Annotated in this window: 19 protein-coding genes and 2 pseudogenes; 14 read left to right on the top strand and 7 right to left on the bottom strand. The window is 47.1% G+C overall.

Annotated features, from left to right (window positions below; all coding sequences use genetic code 11):
* The first annotated feature begins 6 nt into the window (after window positions 1-6).
* Complete coding sequence (locus ACESON_RS10445) at window positions 7-510, top strand: TRAP transporter small permease subunit (protein WP_177958079.1); 504 nt, start codon at window positions 7-9, stop codon at window positions 508-510.
* Entirely contained in the window at window positions 507-1808 is a 1302-nt protein-coding gene (locus ACESON_RS10440) for a TRAP transporter large permease subunit (protein WP_177958078.1), read from the top strand. Before ACESON_RS10445 ends, ACESON_RS10440 begins: the two co-directional genes overlap by 4 nt.
* Before the next feature lie 66 nt (window positions 1809-1874).
* On the opposite strand, the gene ACESON_RS10435 is transcribed toward ACESON_RS10440, so the two are convergent.
* Both ACESON_RS10435 and ACESON_RS10430 read right to left on the bottom strand, forming a co-directional pair.
* Window positions 1875-2807 carry a selenium metabolism-associated LysR family transcriptional regulator gene (locus tag ACESON_RS10435; RefSeq protein ID WP_373109719.1) on the bottom strand — a complete coding sequence of 311 codons (933 nt, stop codon included), beginning with the start codon at window positions 2805-2807 and terminating at the stop codon, window positions 1875-1877.
* A gap of 68 nt (window positions 2808-2875) precedes the next feature.
* On the bottom strand, window positions 2876-4033 hold the full coding sequence (locus ACESON_RS10430; RefSeq protein WP_373109717.1) for an aminotransferase class V-fold PLP-dependent enzyme: 1158 nt from the start codon (window positions 4031-4033) through the stop codon (window positions 2876-2878).
* Window positions 4034-4301: 268 nt separating this feature from the next.
* Here ACESON_RS10430 and yedE point away from each other — a divergent pair, with 268 nt between their 5' ends.
* The 6 genes and pseudogenes from yedE to ACESON_RS10400 all read left to right on the top strand — a co-directional run bounded on the left by yedE (window position 4302) and on the right by ACESON_RS10400 (window position 8911).
* On the top strand, window positions 4302-5387 hold the full coding sequence (yedE, locus tag ACESON_RS10425; RefSeq protein WP_177958075.1) for a YedE family putative selenium transporter: 1086 nt from the start codon (window positions 4302-4304) through the stop codon (window positions 5385-5387).
* A gap of 3 nt (window positions 5388-5390) precedes the next feature.
* Window positions 5391-5594: a sulfurtransferase TusA family protein gene (locus tag ACESON_RS10420; RefSeq protein ID WP_177958074.1), complete on the top strand. Its 204-nt coding sequence runs from the start codon at window positions 5391-5393 to the stop codon at window positions 5592-5594.
* Window positions 5594-5836: a DUF3343 domain-containing protein gene (locus ACESON_RS10415; RefSeq protein ID WP_373109716.1), complete on the top strand. Its 243-nt coding sequence runs from the start codon at window positions 5594-5596 to the stop codon at window positions 5834-5836. The genes ACESON_RS10420 and ACESON_RS10415 overlap by 1 nt, the downstream gene beginning before the upstream one ends.
* Before the next feature lie 532 nt (window positions 5837-6368).
* Window positions 6369-6494: pseudogene (locus ACESON_RS10410) on the top strand (IS607 family transposase); the annotation flags it as partial.
* Window positions 6442-7602 carry an RNA-guided endonuclease InsQ/TnpB family protein gene (locus ACESON_RS10405; protein WP_373109714.1) on the top strand — a complete coding sequence of 387 codons (1161 nt, stop codon included), beginning with the start codon at window positions 6442-6444 and terminating at the stop codon, window positions 7600-7602. The pseudogene ACESON_RS10410 and the gene ACESON_RS10405, both read left to right, overlap by 53 nt.
* 190 nt (window positions 7603-7792) lie before the next feature.
* Entirely contained in the window at window positions 7793-8911 is a 1119-nt protein-coding gene (locus ACESON_RS10400) for a suppressor of fused domain protein (protein WP_373109712.1), read from the top strand.
* Window positions 8912-8940: 29 nt separating this feature from the next.
* On the opposite strand, the gene ACESON_RS10395 is transcribed toward ACESON_RS10400, so the two are convergent.
* The gene (locus tag ACESON_RS10395; RefSeq protein WP_177958774.1) at window positions 8941-10080 is read right to left on the bottom strand and encodes a DUF3298 domain-containing protein; all 1140 of its coding nucleotides are present in this window, start codon (window positions 10078-10080) and stop codon (window positions 8941-8943) included.
* Window positions 10081-10105: 25 nt separating this feature from the next.
* On the bottom strand, window positions 10106-10570 hold the full coding sequence (locus ACESON_RS10390; protein ID WP_177958775.1) for a sigma-70 family RNA polymerase sigma factor: 465 nt from the start codon (window positions 10568-10570) through the stop codon (window positions 10106-10108).
* A gap of 110 nt (window positions 10571-10680) precedes the next feature.
* On the opposite strand from ACESON_RS10390, the pseudogene ACESON_RS10385 reads away from it, so the two are divergent.
* A pseudogene (locus ACESON_RS10385) lies at window positions 10681-11052 on the top strand (zinc-binding dehydrogenase); the annotation flags it as partial.
* A gap of 24 nt (window positions 11053-11076) precedes the next feature.
* On the opposite strand, the gene ACESON_RS10380 reads toward ACESON_RS10385, so the two are convergent.
* On the bottom strand, window positions 11077-11949 hold the full coding sequence (locus ACESON_RS10380; protein WP_177958776.1) for a shikimate dehydrogenase: 873 nt from the start codon (window positions 11947-11949) through the stop codon (window positions 11077-11079).
* Window positions 11950-12083: 134 nt separating this feature from the next.
* A complete protein-coding gene (locus ACESON_RS10375) occupies window positions 12084-13889 on the bottom strand; it encodes a PrpR N-terminal domain-containing protein (protein ID WP_373109709.1) in 1806 nt (601 codons plus the stop codon).
* Window positions 13890-14064: 175 nt separating this feature from the next.
* On the opposite strand from ACESON_RS10375, the gene ACESON_RS10370 reads away from it, so the two are divergent.
* The 5 genes from ACESON_RS10370 to pdxA all read left to right on the top strand — a co-directional run bounded on the left by ACESON_RS10370 (window position 14065) and on the right by pdxA (window position 19886).
* A complete protein-coding gene (locus tag ACESON_RS10370; RefSeq protein WP_373109707.1) occupies window positions 14065-15288 on the top strand; it encodes a four-carbon acid sugar kinase family protein in 1224 nt (407 codons plus the stop codon).
* A 34-nt stretch (window positions 15289-15322) separates the two neighbouring features.
* Entirely contained in the window at window positions 15323-16600 is a 1278-nt protein-coding gene (larA, locus tag ACESON_RS10365) for a nickel-dependent lactate racemase (RefSeq protein WP_177958779.1), read from the top strand.
* Between the two features lie 20 nt (window positions 16601-16620).
* Window positions 16621-17751, top strand: a complete 1131-nt coding sequence (locus ACESON_RS10360; RefSeq protein ID WP_373109705.1) for a glycerate kinase — start codon at window positions 16621-16623, stop codon at window positions 17749-17751.
* A gap of 42 nt (window positions 17752-17793) precedes the next feature.
* The gene (locus ACESON_RS10355) at window positions 17794-18750 is read left to right on the top strand and encodes a 2-keto-3-deoxygluconate permease (RefSeq protein WP_177958781.1); all 957 of its coding nucleotides are present in this window, start codon (window positions 17794-17796) and stop codon (window positions 18748-18750) included.
* Window positions 18751-18881: 131 nt separating this feature from the next.
* Complete coding sequence (gene pdxA / locus ACESON_RS10350; protein WP_373109830.1) at window positions 18882-19886, top strand: 4-hydroxythreonine-4-phosphate dehydrogenase PdxA; 1005 nt, start codon at window positions 18882-18884, stop codon at window positions 19884-19886.
* Window positions 19887-19979: 93 nt separating this feature from the next.
* Here the strand turns inward: pdxA and feoB are convergent, their stop codons facing one another.
* Complete coding sequence (gene feoB, locus ACESON_RS10345; protein ID WP_373109704.1) at window positions 19980-22367, bottom strand: ferrous iron transport protein B; 2388 nt, start codon at window positions 22365-22367, stop codon at window positions 19980-19982.
* Window positions 22368-22413 lie beyond the last annotated feature (46 nt).

Below are 22413 nucleotides of genomic sequence, written 5' to 3'. Positions count from 1 at the left end.
ATTTCCATGAAAGAACTGTTAACTACTGTAAAAAAATTCATGATAAAGCTTCTTGCCGGTATTGCCACTGTCCTTTTGTCTGCCATGACTCTCCTGGTTCTGTATCAGGTATTTACCAGATATGTCCTGAACAGTCCGGCTGCTTTTACAGAAGAACTGGTGCGCTACTTCCTGATCTGGACCGGATTTATCGGCGCAGCCTACGCGTTTTTTACCAGACAGCATATGTGCCTGGTACTGGTTCGTGACAGCCTAAATCCTGCGGGCCGGAGGATTCTTATGACCCTTGTGGATCTGCTGATTCTTCTGTTTGCACTGTTTGTTATTACCATCGGCGGCTTTAAACTGGCGCTGAGCGCTGAAAAGGTATATTCCGCTCTGCTGGGTATTCCCAGAAGTCTGGTTTATGCCATGGCCCCTGTCTCCGGCCTGTTCATGATTGCCGCACAGATTATCAATCTGTACGAAGATATTACCGGAATTACCATTGAAGGAGGGAATGAAGCATGAGTATCGGAGTAACTGCCATTATCCTGTTTGCAGTTTTTGCACTGCTTTTGTTTGCAAGCTGCCCTATTTCCGTAAGTATTGTAATTTCTTCCATTGTTGCCGCAATCTCCTCCCTGTCCTGGGATCAGATTACCTTTATTACCATGCAGAAAATGAACAGCGGTGTGGAGAGTTTTTCCCTGCTGGCCATTCCTCTGTTTATTCTGGCCGGCAACATTATGAATAACGGCGGTATTGCCAGACGTCTCGTAAACTTTGCCAAGCTCTTCGTTGGCTGGATTCCCGGCTCTCTGGCTCAGGCCAACATTGTGGGAAACATGCTTTTCGGCGCTCTGTCCGGCTCCTCTGTTGCCGCAGCCTCCGCTATGGGCGGCTGCATTTACCCTATCCAGAAGGACGAGGGCTATGATCCGGCTTTTGCCACCGCTGTCAATATTGCATCTGCCCCCACAGGACTTCTGATTCCGCCAACCAGCGCATTTATTGTATACTCTACCGTAGCAGGAGGCGTATCCATTTCCACTCTGTTTATGGCCGGATATATTCCCGGTATTCTCATGGGTCTTGGTTCTATGGTTGTTGCTTTCCTGTATGCGAAAAAGCACAACTATCCGGTATCCGGAAGAGCATCTGCTTCGGAAGCTCTTAAGGTTACGCTGGAGGCTCTTCCCAGCCTGCTGCTGATTGTCATTGTAATCGGCGGTATTGTAGGCGGTATCTTCACTGCAACAGAAGGCGCAGGTATCTGCGTACTGTACTGCCTGATCCTGTCTGTCTGCTACAAGAGCCTGACTGTACAGTCCTTTATGAAAATTCTGGTCAGCAGCGCCTGCACCAGCGGCATTATCCTGTTTCTGATTTCCGCTTCCTCCGCCATGTCCTTTGTTATGGCATACTCTGGAATTCCGGCGGCAATCAGCTCAGCCATTATGTCTGTATCCACAAACAAATATGTGATTTTTCTTTTGATGAACATTATTCTGCTGATTGTAGGTATGTTTATGGATATTACACCGGCTATCCTGATTTTCACCCCCATCTTCCTGCCTATTGCAGAAAGCCTGGGCATGTCCAACATTCAGTTCGGCGTTATGCTGATCTTTAACATGTGCATGGGCAACATCACTCCGCCGGTAGGTTCTGTACTGTTCGTAGGCTGCGGAATCAGTAAGATCAGCATTGAGGAGGTTACAAAAACTCTGCTTCCCTACTTTGCTGTTCTTCTCCTGCTGCTTCTGGCTGTTACCTATATTCCTGCTCTGTCTCTGGGCATTCCATCTATGATGGGACTTCTGTAAAAAAAGACAGGCATAAGGGCGCCGTTCCATCATCCACACCAGACAATGATGGAACGGCGCCTTTTTTCACAGCATCTGAGCATTTATTTTGTTTATTTTCCCTTCCCTTTCATACAGCTCCTGCACATATCCCATAAACCTGGTTATCTGTTCACTGAGAATAAACTGGTTCCGCCAGACCAGATACAGGTTCCTTGCTGCCCCCAGCCCAGGCAGAGGAAACGAAAGAAGCTTTCCCTCCTGGCAATCATTTTCTGCCGCCTTTGCCGATATAATAGAAACTCCCAGGCCGCAGGAAACCAGGCGCTTTACTGCCTCCTGATCGTTGAGCCGGGCCGCCACATGAAGATCCTGTTCCCGGATTCCTGTCTGAAGGAAATAGTTCTCCATGCATTTGCGGCTTCCGCTCCCCTGTTCCCGCAAAAGAAAAGGCTCTGCAAGAAGCTTCTCCATAGAAACTCCCCCCTCATCCTTCCATTTCCGATAATACTCTGTCGCCGGAGTAATCAAAACCATCGTGTCTCTGTAAAAAGGCAGAAACGTAAGATTTTCATCAGAAACCTTCATTCCAACCATTCCCAGTTTAATATTTCCCTCCAGAACCTGGCTGATAATCTCTCGGCTGTCTCCCTGGTGAATATGAATCTGAATCCCGGAATTTGCTTTTAAAAAGCCGGGAAGCACCTCAGGAAGAATATAGACGGAGGGAATCGTAGAGGCTCCCAGATTAATGACTTGCTCTGTTTCCATCTGCCAGCTCTCCACCAGACTGTCCCTCAGCAGAAATATTTTCTCTGCACATTGATACAGCTCCCACCCTCTCGGAGTAATCTCCACATCCTTGGTGGTGCGCAGCACCAGGCGGGACTGCAGCTCCTCCTCCAAAGCACGAATATGGGTGCTGATAGTAGGCTGAGAAATATAAAGCATCTCTGCCGCTTTCGTAAAACTCTGATATTTTACAACTGCAGCAAATGACTGAAGCTGTTTAAAATCCATACCCTTTCCTCCTGCAATCTTCCATTATGACAGCTCGTCCAGCGCCTGAAGCGCCAGCACGCCTTCCTCTATGACAGCTCGTCCAGCGCCTGAAGCGCCAGCGCAACCTCCTCCCTGGTATTCCACCATCCGAAAGAAAAGCGAATGGTTCCTGTGGGGAAGGTGCCCAGAGTCTGATGAGCAGAAGGTGCACAGTGAAGTCCCACCCGTGTCATAATTCCATACTGGACATCCAACTCATAGGCTGTTTGGGCAAGCTCCCGCCGCACCATCTGAACAGACACCACTCCTGTCCGTCCCTCTGTATCCTTTTTCCCCACAACGCGAAGCCGTTTCTCATACGGATCCATAGATTTCAATCCCTCCAGAAACTGTCTGGTCAATGCAAGCTCATGACTGCGGATCTGTTCCATCCCTGTTTCACGGATCCAGACAAGTCCTGCATGAAGCCCCACAATTCCCGGCAGATTCATAGTTCCCGCCTCAAACCGATCCGGCATAAAATCCGGCATAACCTCAGTATGGCTGATGCTTCCTGTTCCTCCCGCAATCAAACTCTCCATCTGAGGCAGAAGCTTCTCGCCCAGAAGAAAGCCGCCGATTCCCTGGGGGCCCAGAAGCCCCTTATGGCCGGTAAAAGCCAGAGCGTCAATCTTCATGTGTTCCATATCCAGCGGCCACACTCCGGCTGTCTGGGCTGTATCAGCAATAAACAAAAGACCGCGCTCCCGGCAGAATGCTCCCACCTGTTCATAAGGCATCATCGTTCCGCACACATTGCTGGCGTGGGTCATTACCACCGCCCTGGTTTCCTTTTTCACCAGAGGAGCCATTTTCTCCAGAATCAGGCTTCCATCTCTGCGGCAGGGAATCCGGGAAAAAGAAATCCCCTGCTTTTCCAGCTGCACCAGGGGACGCATCACCGCATTGTGCTCCATAGAAGAAACCAGCACATGGTCTCCCGGCTTTAACAGCCCCTTTAAAATCACATTAAGGCTTTCTGTTACATTTTTTGTAAATGCCACATTTCTGCAGTCTTCCCCGCCAAATAAGCTGCAAAGCATCTGTCTGGTTTCATAAACCAGCTCCTCAACAGCATACGCACGATCATAACACCCTCTATTAATATTACTGCCAGATCTTGTCATATAATGATACATGGCCTCTGGCACCGCCTTCGGTTTGGGAAAGGTTGTGCTTGCATTGTCCAGATAAATTGCATCCATCTCCTCTTTTTCCTCCTCTTCTGCAGCGATTAGCCTGACCGCAGCTTCCCCGCTGCGCTTTCTTTTGCCGCGGTTTTCTTTCTGTGTTTTTCTTTCATCATAGCACACACTTATTTAATAATCAAATAAATCAATCCAAAATATTAATAACTGCTATTGGACTTCATTTTTTATGCATGTTATCATAAGATTAATGAATTTATGACATTTTTTTCACTATTTTTACGAAAAAGCTATTGTCATAAAAAGAAAAAAGGAGTGTAGCGTTATGTCTCAGACAAAAGAAAAACAAACAATCATAGCTGCTGGCTGTATCATCGGCCTTATCTCCGCGGCACTGGTATTTCTGGGGAATCCATCCAACATGGGCTTCTGTATTGCCTGCTTTCTGCGGGATCAGTCCGGCGCCCTGGGCCTTCATTCCGCAGCTGCAGTCCAGTACATCCGTCCGGAAATCATCGGACTGGTTCTGGGAAGCCTGATTCTGGCTGTAAGCCGGAAAGAATTTCAGGCAAAAGGAGGAAGCTCTCCTGTTACCCGTTTCATTATTGCATTTTTTGTAATGATCGGCTGCCTGATGTTTTTAGGCTGCCCCTTCCGTATGATTCTTCGTCTTGCAGGCGGCGATTTAAACGCGCTGTTCGGTCTGGCCGGTTTCGTATTTGGAATTCTTACCGGAATCTTCTTCCTGAATAAGGGCTATACCTTAAAGAGAACCTACCGGCTTCCCAAAACAGAGGGAATGATTCTCCCTGCCATAGAAGCGGCCCTTCTGATTCTTCTGGTTGCCGCTCCGGCCTTCATTCATTTTACAGAAGCTGGCGGCGGTCCTGGAGGCAGCCACGCTGCCATTGCAGTCAGCCTGGGAGCAGGCCTGATTGTAGGCGCTCTGGCTCAGAGAACCCGTCTCTGCATGGTAGGCGGCATCCGTGATATGGTACTGTTCAAAGAATCTCGTCTGCTTCTGGGATTTATCTCTGTTTTTGCAGCTGCTCTGGCAGGCAACCTGATTCTCACCGCAGCCGGCGGAGGAACCTTTTTCCAGCTGGGCATGGAAGGACAGGCAGTTTCCCATACAGACGGCCTCTGGAACTTCCTGGGCATGTTCCTGACCGGATACGGCTGTGTTCTGCTTGGCGGATGTCCCCTGCGTCAGCTGATTCTCTCCGGTGAAGGCAACACAGACAGCGCCATTACCGTTATCGGTCTCATGGTTGGAGCCGCATTTGCTCACAACTTTGGCCTTGCTTCCAGCGGAAATGGCCCTACCGCCAACGGAAAAATCGCTGTTCTCATCGGCCTTGCCGTTGTTACTGCAATTGCCTGCTTCAATACATTTCAAAAGGAGGATTAAGCAATGAAAACCTTAGATGCAAGAGGACTTTCCTGTCCTGAGCCGGTTATTATGCTGAGAAAGGCCCTGGCTGGCGGAGAGCCCTGCCAGATGATCGTAGACAACCACGCTGCCAAGGAAAATACATCCCGCTACGGCAAGTCCCAGGGATACCAGGTAGCTGTTCAGGAACAGGGCAGTGAATACACCCTGACCTTCACGAAATAATGTATATCGCTACTTTTTATTCCCATTTCGGCGCCATCCGCTATAAGCGGCTTTGCGGGGAGCGGAATATTCCCGCCCATGTTATGCCGGTTCCCAGGGACTTAAGCAGCAGCTGCGGCACCTGCGTCTGCTGTGAGGGAGCATATCTTACACCGGACGGAGCTTTTTTGGAGGAAGTGGAACAAATCGTTGAAAAAACAGAAACCGGCTATCGCCGGATCTATCAGGCAAAGGACAGCTGAACGCTGTCCTTGACACAACTATAAAAGTATGATAGCATAAGAAACACAAAAGCTATATTTTTCCTTGTGGCTGAGATAAACAAGGGGAAATATAGCTTTTTCTTTTAGCTTTTCAGCCGGATCCTAGGAGCGACAGGCGTATGGCATGGATTTTGATTAACATCTGGAGAGCTAATCCAGCTGGCTGAAAACCATATAAGTCAGTCCGGCTTTTTATAGTTCAATAAATTGATATAATATTTCAATAAATAGATATTGCAATCCTGTCTGTTTCTTAGTAACATGATCATATAGTTCCACATCAAATGCAAAGGAGGAAATATTAAGTAATTAAAATAATTGATATTAGTGCTTAAAAGTGTTTAAATATGCCCGTGTAGGAATTATTTATGAACATTTCTAATATCACTAATCAAATCGTACTCCAACTGATAAACGTTATTACACTTATGACCAATACCTTCAGTTTAAAGGCATTTATACAGAACACGATAATCGTCAGATAGTTATTTATGCCAGAGTATCTACAAGAATCCTTCAAGTATTCTCCTGTAGGTTGTATGGACTTCGTAAGTATAAAAAACAAATAGAAGGAGATGGGGAGATTGCTAAAGAGCTTCAAGACGGAAATAAATCCAACCGAGGAGCAAAAGGTTAAGATTCGTAAGACGATAGGAACCTGTAGATTTATCTATAATTTCTATCTTGCTCATAATAAAGAGCTTCATGAAAATAGTGAAAGGTTTATGAGCAGCCATCAATTCAGAATCTGGCTTAACAATGAATATATACCAAATCACCCAGAATATGCATGGATTAAGGAGTCTTATTCAAAAACAGTCACACAGTCAGTAAATCATGGAGAAACCGCATTTAAAAAGTTTTTCAAACATCAAAGTGGTTTTCCTAAGTTTAAAAAGAAGGGAAAATCAGATGTAAAAATGTATTTCGTAAAGAATAATCCAAAGGATTGCCGCTGCGAAAGACATAGAATTAACATTCCATCCCTTGGATGGGTTAGAGTGAAGGAAAAGGGATATATCCCTGTTACAAAAGATGGATATGTCATAAAAAGCGGTTCGGTTTCCATGAAAGCTGGCAGGTTTTATGTTTCAGTTCTGGCAGAAATACCGGATAGCAAGATAACTACCAATGATTACAGTGAAGCAATTGGCATAGACCTTGGGTTAAAGGATTTTGCCATTATTTCAAATGGTAAGACATATAAAAATATTAACAAATCGGCAAGATTAAAAAAACTTGAAAAACGACTGATTCGGGAGCAGAGATGTCTCTCCCGTAAGTATGAAAATTTAAAGAAAGGAGAGTCCACTCAAAAAACAAATATACAAAAGCAAAAGCTTAAGGTACAGAAACTTTATCATCGGATAGACAATGTCCGCAGGGATTACATGAACAAAACAATCGCAGAGATAGTAAAAACCAAGCCATCTTATATAACGATTGAGGATTTGAATGTATCAGGAATGATGAAGAACAGGCATCTTTCAAAAGCAGTTGCTTCTCAGAAGTTTTATGAATTTAAAGTGAAACTTCAGGCAAAATGTAAGGAGAATGGTATTGAATTACGAGTAGCAGACAGATGGTATCCATCATCAAAAACCTGCCACTGTTGTGGAACTATTAAGAAAGACTTAAAGCTTTCAGATAGAATCTTTCGATGTAATTGTGGTTACGTCGAAGACAGAGATATGAATGCTGCTCTCAATTTGAAAGATGCGAAGACTTACGAAGTTGTATCATGAAACGCAAACGTAAGTATGTACCGAAGGCTATTTCGGGAATTGACGACTGTGGAGTGTACAGGAACCTGTGAGTAGATATGGCTTTAGTCAATCAAAAGCATACACGAAGAAGCAGTAAGTAGAACTTGCGAAAGTCTACATTATCTCGATGTGAGTATATTTAATCACATTTTGAGTGGCAGCCACGCCTATGAAACCTGAATCCCATCTCATGCAGGAACGCCGCCTGCTGGAAAACCACATTCAAGCCTTCTTCGGCAGGTTTGAAACAATACTGCACGAAACCTCCTTTCCTGGTATCTCCACAGATATCTGTGTGATTCCTCCTTCTGGAGATCGCAATTATCACACACTGGTTTCTCTGGGAGAATACAGCACTCCCTCCGCCCAGACTCAGGAACAGGAAAAAAATGACAGCATCCTGCTTCTGCTGTTCCTCCCCCCAGACTGGAATCCCAATGATGACTGCAAAGAACAGCGCTGGCCCGTTCAACTGCTGACCGAGCTGACTGCTGCTGCAGGCTGCTTTTCTGAGCCTCTGGCCCATGGCACGATCCTGAAAACTGCTCCTGCTTTCCAGGAAAAAATACCCATGTCCCATGCCATTTTGCTTACGCCTTCATTTTCTTCCCATGATGGCTGCTGCTGCAAGCTTCCAGAAGGAAAAACCATACATTTTTATCAGGCAGTTCCCCTCTATCCTGACGAGGCAGAATACGGCTATGCCGTCGGAGCTGCAGAACTTCTTAACCGGCTGAATATCCAAAAATCCATCCTCTTTCCTTTCCGTGAAGACTTTCTGGACTGGGATGAAATCAGCCAGGAGGAGGCAGACGGAATTCTTCTGGACGACGTTTCCTGGCATCTGGAATCTATACAGGAAAAGCAGCTTTCTGCAGGCACACTTTCTGCCTGCAGCCACATGGCCGCCTGGCTTCACTGGTTTCAAAAACATCAGTTTTTAAACCCGGCTCTGGAGCAAAAACTCCCGGATGACTGCGGCAGCCTCCGGGAATTTATTCTGGATCAGCTCAATGGACAGCTTCTCCGCTCTTATTTTGTAAACGAAGTTCAGGACTTTGCAGACAGCTATTACAGCGGAGAAAACGGTCCCTGTTTTCTCTCTGATATGGACTTCCTCGCCCGGGAATATTCCCATTCAGATGATTCCAAATACGCTGCCCTCTACGCTTCTTTTCCAGAGGAAGCTTATCTTTTCCTGCCTTATTGCGATGACTATATCAGCTCTGTTTCCTGCATCATAGAACAGAGATGGGAAGAGTGGAAACAGCATAATAACAGCTTGTAAAAATCCAAAAGAGAGCTTGTGCCGCAGTTCTATTCTGCCAGCTTTCCTGTTACATTTAACGGAATGGTAAAGGTAACTGCTCCCATATATCCGGGGGCCACCTCATACTCATCAAAGCTGATGACAAGCTCTCCATTTTCATTAAAATAATAGCTTTCCTCTCCTGTAATTCCCTTAAAATCGGAATCCGGCAAATCGCTGTTTAAGAAATAAGCAATATTCTCATCCGCATCCATCTGGGCCTGCATCTGCTGCTTAATATTCTCACTGATTGCTTCCAGCTGTTCCTTATTTCCGCCCAGAAGGCTGCTGAGAGAAACCACTTCGCCTGTGGCCTTATTGACCGTAAATACCTTTACATACTGGGTTCCGCTGGCCATAATTACTGTTGTATTAATACGGATAGATATATATTTTTCATTCTGAAATACTACATCATAAGAAGATTCCAGCGCATAATTTCCCTGCCCCTCAGACTCCTTCAGATCATTTTCATACATGGCAATCAGAGAGTCCGCATACTGCTCCAGCGCCTGATTGGCTGCAATTTCTGAACCATTTTCGCTGTCTATCCGGGGAATATCTACTTTTCCTTCAAAGCTTCCCTGACTGTCTTCAAAGGTACGGAAGGTCATAACCCTGGCCAGTGCGCCAATAATCGGCAGATTTTCCATCGCATTTGCTGTTATGGGACTTGCATTTGCCAGAGTACCTACTGTTACCAGAACTGCCGCTGCCGCCGCTGCTGTTTTCTTAAAAATTCCGTATCGTTTCATACTGTTCTGTCCTTTCCTGATGTCTTTTTTCTGCTCTTTTCCAGTCATTATTTCCTGCTGCTGTCTATGATTTTCTGCCTGTTTTTTATCTGCAGAAGCTTCTTTTTTTATCTGCTTAGATGCTTCAGCCTGACGCTGAATATCCTGGAAAGAAAGAATCCTTTCCTTTTCTGCTTTAGCCTGATGGATTCCAGAAAGAATTCTGTCTCTGGCTGCTTCCGGCACCGGAATTTCTCCATATTTTATTTTCATATCCAATGTCCTCTGCTTAAATTCCTTTTCCAAAAGCTCCAGCTCTTCCAGATATTCTGTCCCTTCTTTTTCTATTTTTTCTTTTTCTATTTTTTCTTTTTCTATTTTTTCTGTTCTCACGTTTTCCCTTCTCTCCTTCATACTGCTTTCCTCCAATATTCTATGCTCATGCCAGTTTCTGCTTCAGTTCCCGCAGAGTACGGTACAGCCTGCTCTTTACGGTATTAACGTTTTCATCTGTCATTTCTGCAATTTCCTCCAGTTTCCTGTCCTCAAAAAAACGAAGAAGAATCAAGGTCTTCTGTTCCTCTGTCAGACTGGCCAATGCGTTCTGCAGATCGGAATTTTTGTATTGTGCATAAACAGAAAGAGTTTCCGCCTCATCAAGAGATACCATCTCCCGCCGCTTCCTCAGCTGACTGATTGCTGTATTGATTACAATTCTGTAAATCCAGGTTTTTGCAAAAGCAGGGGTTTTCAGCTTATCTGCCTCCCGAATGGCTTTATATGCGCTTTCCTGAACAATGTCCAGGGCATCCTCCTCATTTCTCACATATCCGTAGGCCAGCCGATAAAGCTGCCTGTAATTTTCCGTCAGCACATCTTCTATTATTTTTTCACAGCTGTTCATGTTATTTTGTGCCTTTCTTTTTTGTTTTCTATTTATTTGACGCTTCCGCCTCCGGGAAAGTTTCATCTTGGCTTTCTTTTTTTCTGATTACTGGTACAATAGAAGTAACTGATATGGAAGCATTTGTAAAATCTCACTCTGACCATGGAGGGGCTGATGTGGTTCTGGAGGCTGCAGGGGCAGAAAATACCTTTGAAATGGCCTGGAAATGCGCCCGCCCCAATGCCATTGTAACTGTCGTTGCACTTTATGACCGCCCTCAGCTTCTGCCGCTTCCTGATATGTACGGAAAAAATCTGACCTTTAAAACAGGAGGGGTGGACGGCTGCGACTGCGAGGCCATTTTAAAGCTGATTGAAGAAGGCAAAATTGACACCACGCCGCTGATCACGCACACCCTGCCCCTGAACCAGATTGAAGAAGCCTATCAAATATTTGAAGAAAAAAAGGACGGAGTAATCAAGGTCGCTGTAAAGCCCTGATTCCCCATCCTGAACAGTTCCAATTTACTCAGCAAAGAAGCGCTCTTCCACCTCTTTTACTGGCATTTCCTTTCCAGTAAACAGCCGGAATGCAGCGGCGCCCTGCCAAAGCAGCATACCGATTCCGCCAATTACCTGGCAGCCTGCCTCCTTCGCCTCGCGAAGCAGGCGGGTTTCCAGCGGATTGTAAACCGTATCGGCCACAATCAGCCCCGGATGGAGCAGTTCCGCCGGAATCAGTGTGTCTTTGTCCATCGGTTTCATGCCAACCTTTGTTGCGTTGATCAGAATATCGCTGTCTCTTACCGCCTCCGCCAGACGCTTCTGATCCTCCAGATCACACATCTCTGCGCGGCAGTCCGGAACCTCTCTGGCCAGCTTTTCTACAATTCTCTGACCGCTGGCAAAGAACTCATCTCTGCGGTTGAAAATCGTAATTTCAGCTGCACCTTCCAGGGCAGTCTGAATGCTGATAGCATTGGCTGCACCGCCGGTTCCCAGAATCAGCAGCTTCTTTCCCTTCACCTCTACGCCGTGGGCGCGAAGGTTGTCTGTAAAACCCTGGCCGTCTGTATTGTATCCGATCAGCCTTCCATCCTCTGACACAACTACAGTATTGCAGGCGCCAATCAGACGGGCCGCCGGACTGATCTCATCGAGATAATCCATCACTGCCGTCTTGTCCGGCATGGTAATATTGAAGCCCTTTACATGAAAAGTTTTGATCGCCTCAACAGCCTTTCCTACCTGATCCAGCGGTACATCAAATGCCAGATATGCGCCGTCCTCGCCTGTACGGGCAAAGCTGTAATTGTACATGGCCGGGGAACCGGAATGACCTACCGGAGAGCCAATCAGGCAGTAAAGCTTCGTATGTCCTGTAATTCTGTTTTCCATCGCAAACTCCTCCTCAAATCCTTTTGTTTTCCCATTTTACACTGAGAAAGGATTTTTTTCCAGACCTGTTTTTATTTTTCTTTTGTAACTTTATTTTTCTCTTGTAACTTTATTTTTCTGTCTTCCCCCCTGCTTTAACGGTTTACATATCTCCACAAGGTTGTTCTGCTGATTCCCAGCTTTTTTGCCGCCGCAGTCTGATTTCCTCCACACAGATTCAATACATGAAGGACAATTTCCCTGTTCATGCTGTCCAGCGACTGCTCCAGATTCAGAGAAAAATCCTGGCTGGCCGGTTTCTCTGCCTTCTGTTTATCGGCAGTCTCAACGAAAAATTCTCCCTCCTCCTTCAGAATCCGTTCAATGGTTTCTCCAGAAATATAGGCCTGCTCTGTCTCCAGCACCGCCTTCTTCAGAATTCGCTTAAACTGTGTAATATTACAGGGATAATCATACTTCTTCAGCATCCGGACTGCATCCTCGTCCAGACCTACCGCCTGTCTGCCCAGCTCCTGATTTAATGTGTCAATATAAATGGCGGCAGATGAGCTCAGATCCTCCCGCTGCTCCCGCAGAGGCTTTGCAGCCACATGGATTCCTCCCAGCATATTCGTATATTCCAGCGCTGTGTGAGGAACCCCCTTTCCCCGGGGCTGTGTGCAGGAAAAAATCAGCCGGTTTCTCACATGAAGGTTGGTATCCAGAATAATGGACAGCAGACGCTTCTGACGCGCCTGGGAAAGGGATTCCAGGTTGCAGATATAAATGGTATTTCCGTTGTCTGTAAAAGGAGAATTGTAATGGTTAATCAAAAATTCCCAGGTCTTGTCATTGAGGAGAGAACAGTTTACCACATAAAGAGGGCTGTCTCTCCAGGCACTTTTTGCATAATAAATACAGGCCACCCGGTCCTTCCCCGTCCCCACCTCGCCTGTAATCATCAGCGGCGAAGCATTGGCTGACATCATTTCTGTACTTGCAACAATCTCCCTGGCCCGTTCTGTATTACTGTAAAAGCTCTCCAGGAAATTTTGGAGAGCCCTTTCCTTATCCAGAATCGTAATTCCGTATTTGGAATAGGCCATGGGAATTTTAGAGGGCATAACCCGGAAAATCACATAATCCATATCTCCTGTATCAGACCGCTGAGAGCGGACAGAATACATCTGTCCCCCCAGAGTCACAAAAAAAGAGCGCTGTTTTCCGGAACGACACCGGGTCAATTCTTTTCTTAGCTGCTGCGCCATCTCCTCTGCCGTCTCCTCCACCAAAGTAGAATAAAGATTTTTTCCCTCTATATCCAGAATCAGATAACGGTTTGAACTGCTGCGAACCAGATTTTCCAGCATAGAAAAGGAATCATACAGCTTTTCATGCTTCGACCAGCTGTCAACCGCATGGTTAATCGCTGATTTCAGACTCTCCACACTGGAGGTCAGTAAAATCGGGGTGATTCCGATAAGCTTTGCATATTCGTAGGGAATCATATCACAAATCACTGTCTCATATCCCTGTTCCTTCATTCGATCCAGTAAGCTTCCGGAATCTGACCAGTTATTGATAGAAAAAGAAAAAATATCAATCTTGATTTTCAGCAAATCGCAAAGATTTTTTGCAATATCTGTTAAAGAATGGAATCCCAGAATTGCAAATTTTGTTCCCGTATTTTCTGCTATTTTAATACATCGAAGAACATCATAATAATCAATTCCAATATCCACCACCGGCACAGGAACTGCCTGGGAAATCATACTGGCTGTATTGGCCCGGGAAATAATCATATCATATCCAGAATAATATTTCTTTGCCAGCGCCAGCCCCTCCTCCATATTTCCCAGCATGGCGTTCAACTCTATGTCCGGATAATGGGCTGCGCACTGATTCATCAAATGAACAAGTCCTCGATACGGTGCAATTCCAAGAATTCGTACTTTTCTCATTTCTCTCCCTCTTTCTGTTTGTTATCGTTCATGTACAAGCTTTTGTTTCAATTATAAACAATATTATACTGTATTATCCTTGAAATTGAAAGAAAAATTGAGTTATATTAGAAGAAACGATGTGTTTCATTTTTAATTGTTTCATTTTTAAACACTTTAGAAAGGCAGCAAAACCATGGATAATCGATATTTAATCATTGCAGATGATTTTACCGGAGCCAACGATACCGGCGTCCAGTTAAGAAGGCGGGGATTTCCCACAGAGGTTCTGTTCAGCGGAAAGCCAGTCTGCCAGGATAAATCCGTTGTAATTGACACAGAATCCAGAACGGTTCATCCGGATCACGCCTATGAAATCGTGTCCCATGCCCTGGAGCAGGTTGATTTTTCCCAGTTCCGCCATATTATTAAAAAAATTGACTCAACCATGCGCGGAAATATAGCCATGGAAATCCGGGCAGTCGATGAGGCCTTTCACCCGGAGCTTATCGTCTTTGCTCCTGCCCTTCCGGCTCTGGGCAGAACCACTGTGGACGGGGTTCAGCGCCTGCATGGTGTGGAAATCTGCAAAACAGAGCTTTCCCGGGATCCAAAAAATCCTGTGGTAGAAGACAATCTGGTCAGCCTTCTGGGGCGGATTTATGAAGAGAGGATTCAGCTGAAACGCCTTCCTGAAATCAGAAGCAGCTCCTTTTCTCTGACTGACAGCCGTATTTTTGTATGTGATGCAGAAACAGACGAGGATCTTTCCCGCATTGTTCAGGCTACCAGAAGAAGCCAAAAAACAGCTCTCTACATCGGAACCGCAGGCATTGCCGACAGCCTTATGAAGCTGGAGCAGCCGTCCCTCCCTTCCCTTGGAGTCGCCGCCAGCATCAGCACCGTAACCAACCGCCAGATGCATTTCTGTGAACAGCAGGGCATTACCTTAATCAAGCTTCCTGTAGACAAAATCCTGCAGGGAAGCGACACGGCAGAGCATTATGTTCAGAAGGCTGTTGAAGCCCTGAACCGCGGCGAGGACACCATCTTTCTCACAGACACTGCCTATGATCGAGAGTTTCTGGAGCTTTCCTATCAGGCCGGTGACACCCTGGGTCTTACCCCTCTGGAAATTGGTGATCGGGTTCGCTCAATTATCGGTCACGGAGCCACGGAAATTCTCAGGCAGGCAAAGGTTTCCGGAGTTTTCCTTACTGGCGGAGACACCGCTCTCGGCCTGCTGATGAACATTGGGGCTGACGGATCGGAAATCCTGTCAGAAATTATGGTGGGAATTCCCCTGATTCAGGTAAAGGGCGGCGAATTTGACGGGCTGAAGCTGGTTACAAAAGCCGGAGCCTTCGGCGCAGATAACGCCATTGCCTTTGCCATGAGAAAATTAAAGGAACATTTATAAATATCACACATCCATAATACGAGGAGGTATTCACATGAAAGAATTTTTACTGCCCTATGGAAAAGAAAAACTGACCGCAGCTATTGAAGAAGAGCATCTGGCCGGCGTCCTGCTCTCTGAGCTGCACAGCTACAAGGCCCCAAAAAGCGGTTCTGAACTGGTTCAGGACGCTCTGGAACACCCTATCGGTACTCCCAGACTCTGTGATATGGCTATTGGAAAGAAAAACATTGTAGTCATCTCCTCTGACCATACCAGACCCGTTCCCAGTCACATTATGATGCCGCTGATCCTGGCTGAAATCCGCAAAGGCAATCCGGATGCAGACATTACCATCCTGATTTCCACCGGACTTCACAGAACCACTACCCAGGAAGAGCTGGCTGACAAATTTGGCTCGGAAATTATGGCAAATGAAAAAATCATTGTTCACAACTGTGATGACAATGACAACCTGGTATACTTAGGCAAACTTCCTTCCGGCGGCAACCTGATCATTAACCGCCTTGCTGCAGAAGCAGATCTTCTTGTGGCAGAGGGATTTATTGAGCCTCACTTCTTTGCCGGCTTCTCTGGCGGAAGAAAGAGTGTGCTTCCCGGCGTTGCAAGCCGTGAAACCGTTATGTACAACCACAACTCTGGCTTTATTGCCGATCCTCATGCCCGCACTGGAGTGATTGAAGGCAATCCGATTCACAATGACATGCTGTATGCGGCACGGGCTGCCAGACTGGACTTTATCGTTAATGTTGTTATTGATGCTGCCCACGATCCCATTTTTGCTGTTGCCGGCGACTGCGATCTGGCTCACAGAGTTGGACGTGAATTCCTGGCTTCCAAGTGTCAGGTAGACGCGGTTCCTGCTGACATTGTTATTTCCACTAACGGCGGATATCCTCTGGATCAGAATATTTATCAGTCTGTAAAAGGTATGACTGCCGGTGAAGCCACGGTAAAAGAAGGCGGCGTAATCATTATGCTTTCCAAAGCTGCTGACGGACACGGCGGCAAATATTTCCATGAGACCTTCCGGGACGAAAAGGATCTGAACCGGATGATGCAAACCTTCCTGGACAGAAAGCCGGAAGAAACTATCATCGATCAGTGGCAGTCCCAGATTTTTGCCCGGCTTCTGCTGAAAGCAACTGTAATCTTCATTTCCTCCTGTGATGATCAGCTGGTAGAGGATCTTCACATGGTTCCGGCACACAGCATGGAAGAGGCTATGGAAAAGGCAAAAGCTATCGTTGGAAAAGAAGACTATAAGGTAACGGTAATCCCGGACGGTGTTTCCGTCATTGTAAAAGAATAAAATCAGGGAGGTTCTGTGCTATGAAATTTATCCTGATACCGGACTCTTTTAAGGGTACATTAAGCTCCGCTCAGATTTGCGGAATTATAAAAGAAAAAGTGGATCTCCATTTTCCCGGCGCTGAGTCTGTCAGCGTACCGGTTGCCGATGGCGGAGAAGGCTCTGTAGACGCCTTTATCACTGCCGTTGGAGGCACAAAAGTTATGGTTCCTGTGAAAGGCCCTTATTTTGAAGACATAGAATCTTATTACGGGCTGATCGACAACGGAAACACTGCTGTCATTGAAATGGCTGCCGCCGCAGGCCTTCCTATGGTGGAGGATCGGAAAAATCCGAAAAAAACTACAACCTACGGCGTAGGCCAGCTGATCCTGGCTGCCGCAGAAAGCGGCGTTAAAAAAATCATTGTGGGACTGGGCGGTTCCTGCACCAATGACGGCGGCTGCGGAGCTGCCGCAGCTGTCGGCGTAAAATTCTACGACAAAAACGGGGAATCCTTTATTCCCACCGGCGGCACTGTTATCGATATTCAGCGCATTGATCTGAACCAGAAAGCAACAATTCTGAATCAGGTAGAGATCGTAACCATGTGCGACATTGATAATCCCATGTACGGTCCCACCGGCGCTGCCCATGTTTTTGCACCGCAGAAGGGCGCAGACGAAGCTATGGTTCTGGAACTGGATGAAGGAATTAAAAATTTAAGCCGCGTGATTCTGGATGCATCCGGTCAGGACATCAGCCAGATTCCGGGAACCGGCGCTGCCGGAGCTATGGGCGCAGGTATGATTGCCTTCTTTGGCTCCCGGCTTCAGATGGGAATTCAGACTGTTCTCGACACCGTAAAATTTGACGAAATGATTGCTGATGCAGACTATATTTTTACCGGAGAAGGAAAACTGGATTCTCAGAGTCTCCGCGGAAAGGTTGTCATTGGCATAGCTGAAAGAGCAAAGAAGCAGAACAAAAAGGTTATCGCCGTGGTAGGCGGCGCAGATGACAGCGAAATTGCCCGGGCTTATGAGATGGGAGTTACTTCTGTATTTCCTATTAACCGTCTGCCTCAGGACTTCTCTGTCAGCAGGCATCACAGCCAGGAAAACCTTGCCTACACCACAGACAACATTCTTCGGCTGATTGCTGCCAAATAGAAATACCGATTACCAATTGAATTTGTAAAGGGGGATACTTTAATGAAGATTTTACAGACTGTGAAAAAAATTCCCGGAGGTCTTATGGTTGTTCCGCTTCTTTTGGGCGCCATTGTCAATACCTTCTTTGGCGGAACCATATGGACCATGTTTGACGGAACCTTTACCACTTATCTGTGGAAATCCGGCGCTATGCCGATTCTGGCCGTATTTATCTTCTGTAACGCTACTACCATTAACTTTAAAAAAGCCGGTGTAACCGTTTATAAAGGCGTTGTTATCACAGCCGTAAAAGTAGGACTTGGAATCATTATCGGCCTGATTTGCGGCAAGCTGTTTGGCGAAGCCGGTTTCCTGGGTCTGTCCACGCTGGCAATCGTAGGCGCTCTGGCCAACTCCAATGGAGGTCTTTACGCTGCTCTGGCCGGTGAATACGGAGATGCAACTGACGTAGGCGCAGTTTCTATTCTGTCCATTAACGACGGTCCCTTCTTTACTATGGTGGCCCTGGGCGCTGCAGGCGTTGCAAAGATCCCCATGTCCATTCTGGTAGGCTGTATCATTCCTGTTATTGTGGGCTGTATCCTTGGAAATCTGGATGAGGATATTCGGAAATTCTGTGAGCCGGGTGCTTCCATGATGATTCCCTTCTTCGCTTTCCCGCTGGGAGCAGGCTTAAATATCATGAACCTGTTAAAGGCAGGCGCACCTGGTATCCTTCTGGGTATTGCATGTACCCTGATTACCGGTATCGGAGGTTATCTGGTATATAAGCTCCTCCACATGGATCGCCCGGAGGTAGGCGGCGCTATCGGAACCACCGCAGGCAATGCCGCAGCAACTCCCGCTTCTGTTGCTGCAGTTGACGCAACCCTTCTGGCTGTTGCTGAAGCCGCAACCGCTCAGATTACCGCAGCAATTATCGTAACTGCAATCTGCTGTCCGCTTCTGGTTTCCTGGCTCCATAAATTCGAAGAGAAGAAAAGAGCTGCAAAATAACCGGAAGCCGGAATGTATTTCTCTGTGAACCAAAACCAGCCGGAACAGTACCTGTTTACTGCTCCGGCTGTGCGTATTTCAGGAAAGGAATGAAAACTCTTATGAACAATAAAAAAATCATTGGAATTACTATGGGGGATCCGGCCAGCATAGGACCGGAAATTACTGTGAAGGCCTTTGCTGATCCGTCATTATATGAGCTTTGCTGCCCATTGGTTGTCGGTGACGCCAATGTTATGGAAGCCGCCCTCTCCATTGTAAATCATAAGGAGCTACAAATTCATCGGATTCAAAATGTCTCTGATGCCCTCTTTCGCTTTGGAACCATTGATGTTTTCGATATGGGGCTGATTGACGCCGCCCAGCTGCAGCGCGGCCAGGTATCCGCAGAATGCGGTGACGCTTCCTTCCGCTATGTTACCAAGGTGATTGAGCTGGCCATGGAAGGAAAAATTGACGCTACTGTTACCAATGCATTTAACAAAGAAGCCGTCAACCTGGCTGGCCATCATTATTCCGGACATACAGAAATCTATGCCGATCTGACTGGAACCAAAAACTATACTATGATGCTGGCCCATGAAAACCTCCGCGTGGTTCATGTTTCTACTCATGTTTCTCTCCGCGAGGCCTGCGATCGGGTAAAAAAACAGCGGGTTCTCGATGTGATCCGCATTGCAGATCAGGCCTGCCGCGATCTGGGAATCGAAAAGCCCCGCATTGGAGTTGCCGGGTTAAATCCGCACAGCGGTGAGCACGGCCTGTTCGGACGGGAGGAAATTGACGAAATTATTCCTGCAATTGAAGCAGCTCAGGCAGAGGGCATCTGCGCAGACGGCCCTGTTCCGCCGGACACAGTATTTTCCAAGGCCCGCGGCGGCTGGTACGATATCGTTGTCGCCATGTATCACGATCAGGGACATATTCCCTTAAAGGTCGTAGGCTTTGTCTACGACCACGACAAAAAAGCCTGGGACGCCGTAGCCGGAGTCAATATCACACTGGGTCTGCCCATTATCCGGGTATCCGTCGATCACGGCACAGCCTTCGATCAGGCCGGAACCGGAACCGCCAGTGAACTGAGCCTGCGCAACTCCATCGAGTATGCTGTAATGTTTGCGGAAAATCGGAAATAGCTTAATACGGAAACGTAATCGAGCGGATTCGTGCAGTAGGACTTACTGACTGAATCCGCTCGAAAGAGCATGGGGTATTATACTGCCCCTGTATTACATCATTCCTGCAATTCCATAGACTGCCAAAGCTGCAATCCATGCCAGAACGCACTGGCCAATCACCATAGCCACTGCCCATTTGCCGCCCAGCTCCCGCTTCACAGACGCAATCGCTGCCACACAGGGGGTATACAGCAGACAGAATACCAGCAGAGACGCTGCTCCTGCAATCGTCAGACTGCTGTAAAGGGCCTCTGTACTGCCAAACAGCACAGTCAGAGAGGATACCACACTCTCCTTTGCCATAAATCCAGAAATCAGGGCTGTTACAATCCGCCAGTCTCCAAAGCCTACCGGTGCAAACAGCGGAGCCAGCCAGCCGGCTGCCAGAGCCAGAATGCTGTTGTGGGAATCTGACACCATGTTCAGTCCCATATCAAAGTTCTGCAAAAACCAGATGGCAATGGTTGCAAGAAAAATAACGGTAAAGGCTCTCTGCAGGAAATCCTTTGCCTTATCCCATAAAAGGTGAAGCACATTCCCCGCCCCTGGCATACGGTAGTTGGGCAGCTCCATAACAAAAGGCACCGCCTCTCCCTTAAAGGCTGTTTTCTTGAAAATCAAAGCCATAATAATTCCCATAATAATTCCAAACAGATAAAGCCCAATCATCACCAATGCTCCATGCTGCGGGAAAAATGCCGCTGTAAAAAATGCATAGATGGGAAGCTTCGCCGTACAGCTCATAAAGGGCGTCAAAAGAATGGTCATTTTTCTGTCCCGCTCAGAGGGAAGAGTCCGGCTTGCCATAACTCCCGGCACAGTGCAGCCAAATCCAATCAGCATCGGCACAATACTTCTTCCGGAAAGTCCCAGCTTTCTCAGAAGCTTATCCATAATAAAGGCAACGCGGGCCATATATCCGCTGTCCTCCAGAAGAGACAGGAAGAAGAACAGGGTTACAATAATCGGCAGGAAGCTCAGTACGCCGCCAACGCCGTTAAATATACCGTCGATCACCAGAGAGTGAACAACTTCATTCACCTGCGCCGCCTGCATGGCCTGATCCACCGCATCTGTCAGTGTTGTGATACCCGACTCCAAAATGCCCTGGAAAAATGCTCCAATTACATTAAAGGTCAGCCAAAATACCAGACCCATAATTCCAATAAACGCAGGAATTCCCGTATATTTTCCCGTAAGGAACTGGTCAATCCTTCTGCTTCTGGTTCTCTCCCTGCTTTCTCTTGGCTTGACCACTCCCTCCCTGCACACATCTTCAATATAATCAAACCGCATCTGAGCCACTGCTGCCGCCCGATCCATGCCGGTTTCTTCCTCTGTCTGCCGGGAAATTTCCTCCAGAATCATGGCTTCCTTATCTGTCAGCTTCAGCTGCTCCAGAATCTTTGGATCTCCCTCCATAACCTTGCTTCCTGCAAACCGGACCGGAATCTCCGCCTGAGCGGCATGATCCTCAATCAAATGCATCACTGCATGGATTCCTCTGTGAATCCCCTCTTCTCGCTTGCAAAAATCAATCTCCAGGGGACGCTCCTGATACCGGGCCACATGAAGCGCATGGCGAATCAGCTCCTCAATGCCCTCTCCCTTAGCAGCAGAAATGGGAATAACCGGAACTCCCAAAGCCTCCTCCATCTCATTCACCTTGACAGAGCCGCCATTTTCCCTCAGCTCATCCATCATATTCAGAGCCACTACCATGGGAATTTCCAGCTCAAGCAGCTGCATGGTCAGATACAGATTCCGTTCAATATTCGTGGCATCCACAATATTGATAATGCCCTTCGGTTTTTCCCGGATTACAAATTCTCTTGTTACGATTTCCTCGCTGCTGTAGGGAGACATGGAATAAATTCCGGGCAAGTCTGTAATCAGCGTATTTTCATGGCCGCGGATAACCCCGTCCTTTCGATCTACAGTAACTCCCGGGAAATTTCCCACATGCTGCTTGGAACCGGTCAGCTGATTAAACAATGTGGTTTTTCCGCAGTTCTGATTTCCCACAAGCGCAAAGGTCAAAACCTCACTGTCCGGAAGCGGCTTTTCCTCCTTCCGGTTGTGGAACTTTCCGCCCTCGCCGTATCCCGGATGAAGCTTCTCCTTTTTCTGGGGATTTTTCCAGCCTTCTCTTGCTTTTGACGCCTTTCCATTTTCCGCCTGCTTTCCGGAAAGCTCCCCATGCTCCCGGGCCTCGTGGGGTTCGCTGATCTCAATATTTTCTGCATCCTCCAGACGAATCGTCAATTCATAGCCATGAATGCGCAGCTCAATGGGATCTCCCATCGGTGCATATTTGACAACCGTTACCTCTGTTCCCTGAATCAGTCCCATATCCAGAAAGTGCTGGCGCAGCGCACCGCTTCCGCCTACTGCAAATATGGTCGCTGTCCTTCCAATCTGCAATTCACTCAGTTTCATGCTTCTTATCCTCTCCATATTAGTCTTATCTAACTTTGCGCTTTTA

The organism is Lachnoclostridium sp. Marseille-P6806 (assembly GCF_964238185.1).
Lineage (GTDB): Bacteria > Bacillota > Clostridia > Lachnospirales > Lachnospiraceae > Brotaphodocola.
This window is presented reverse-complemented; position numbering and strand designations above follow the sequence as displayed.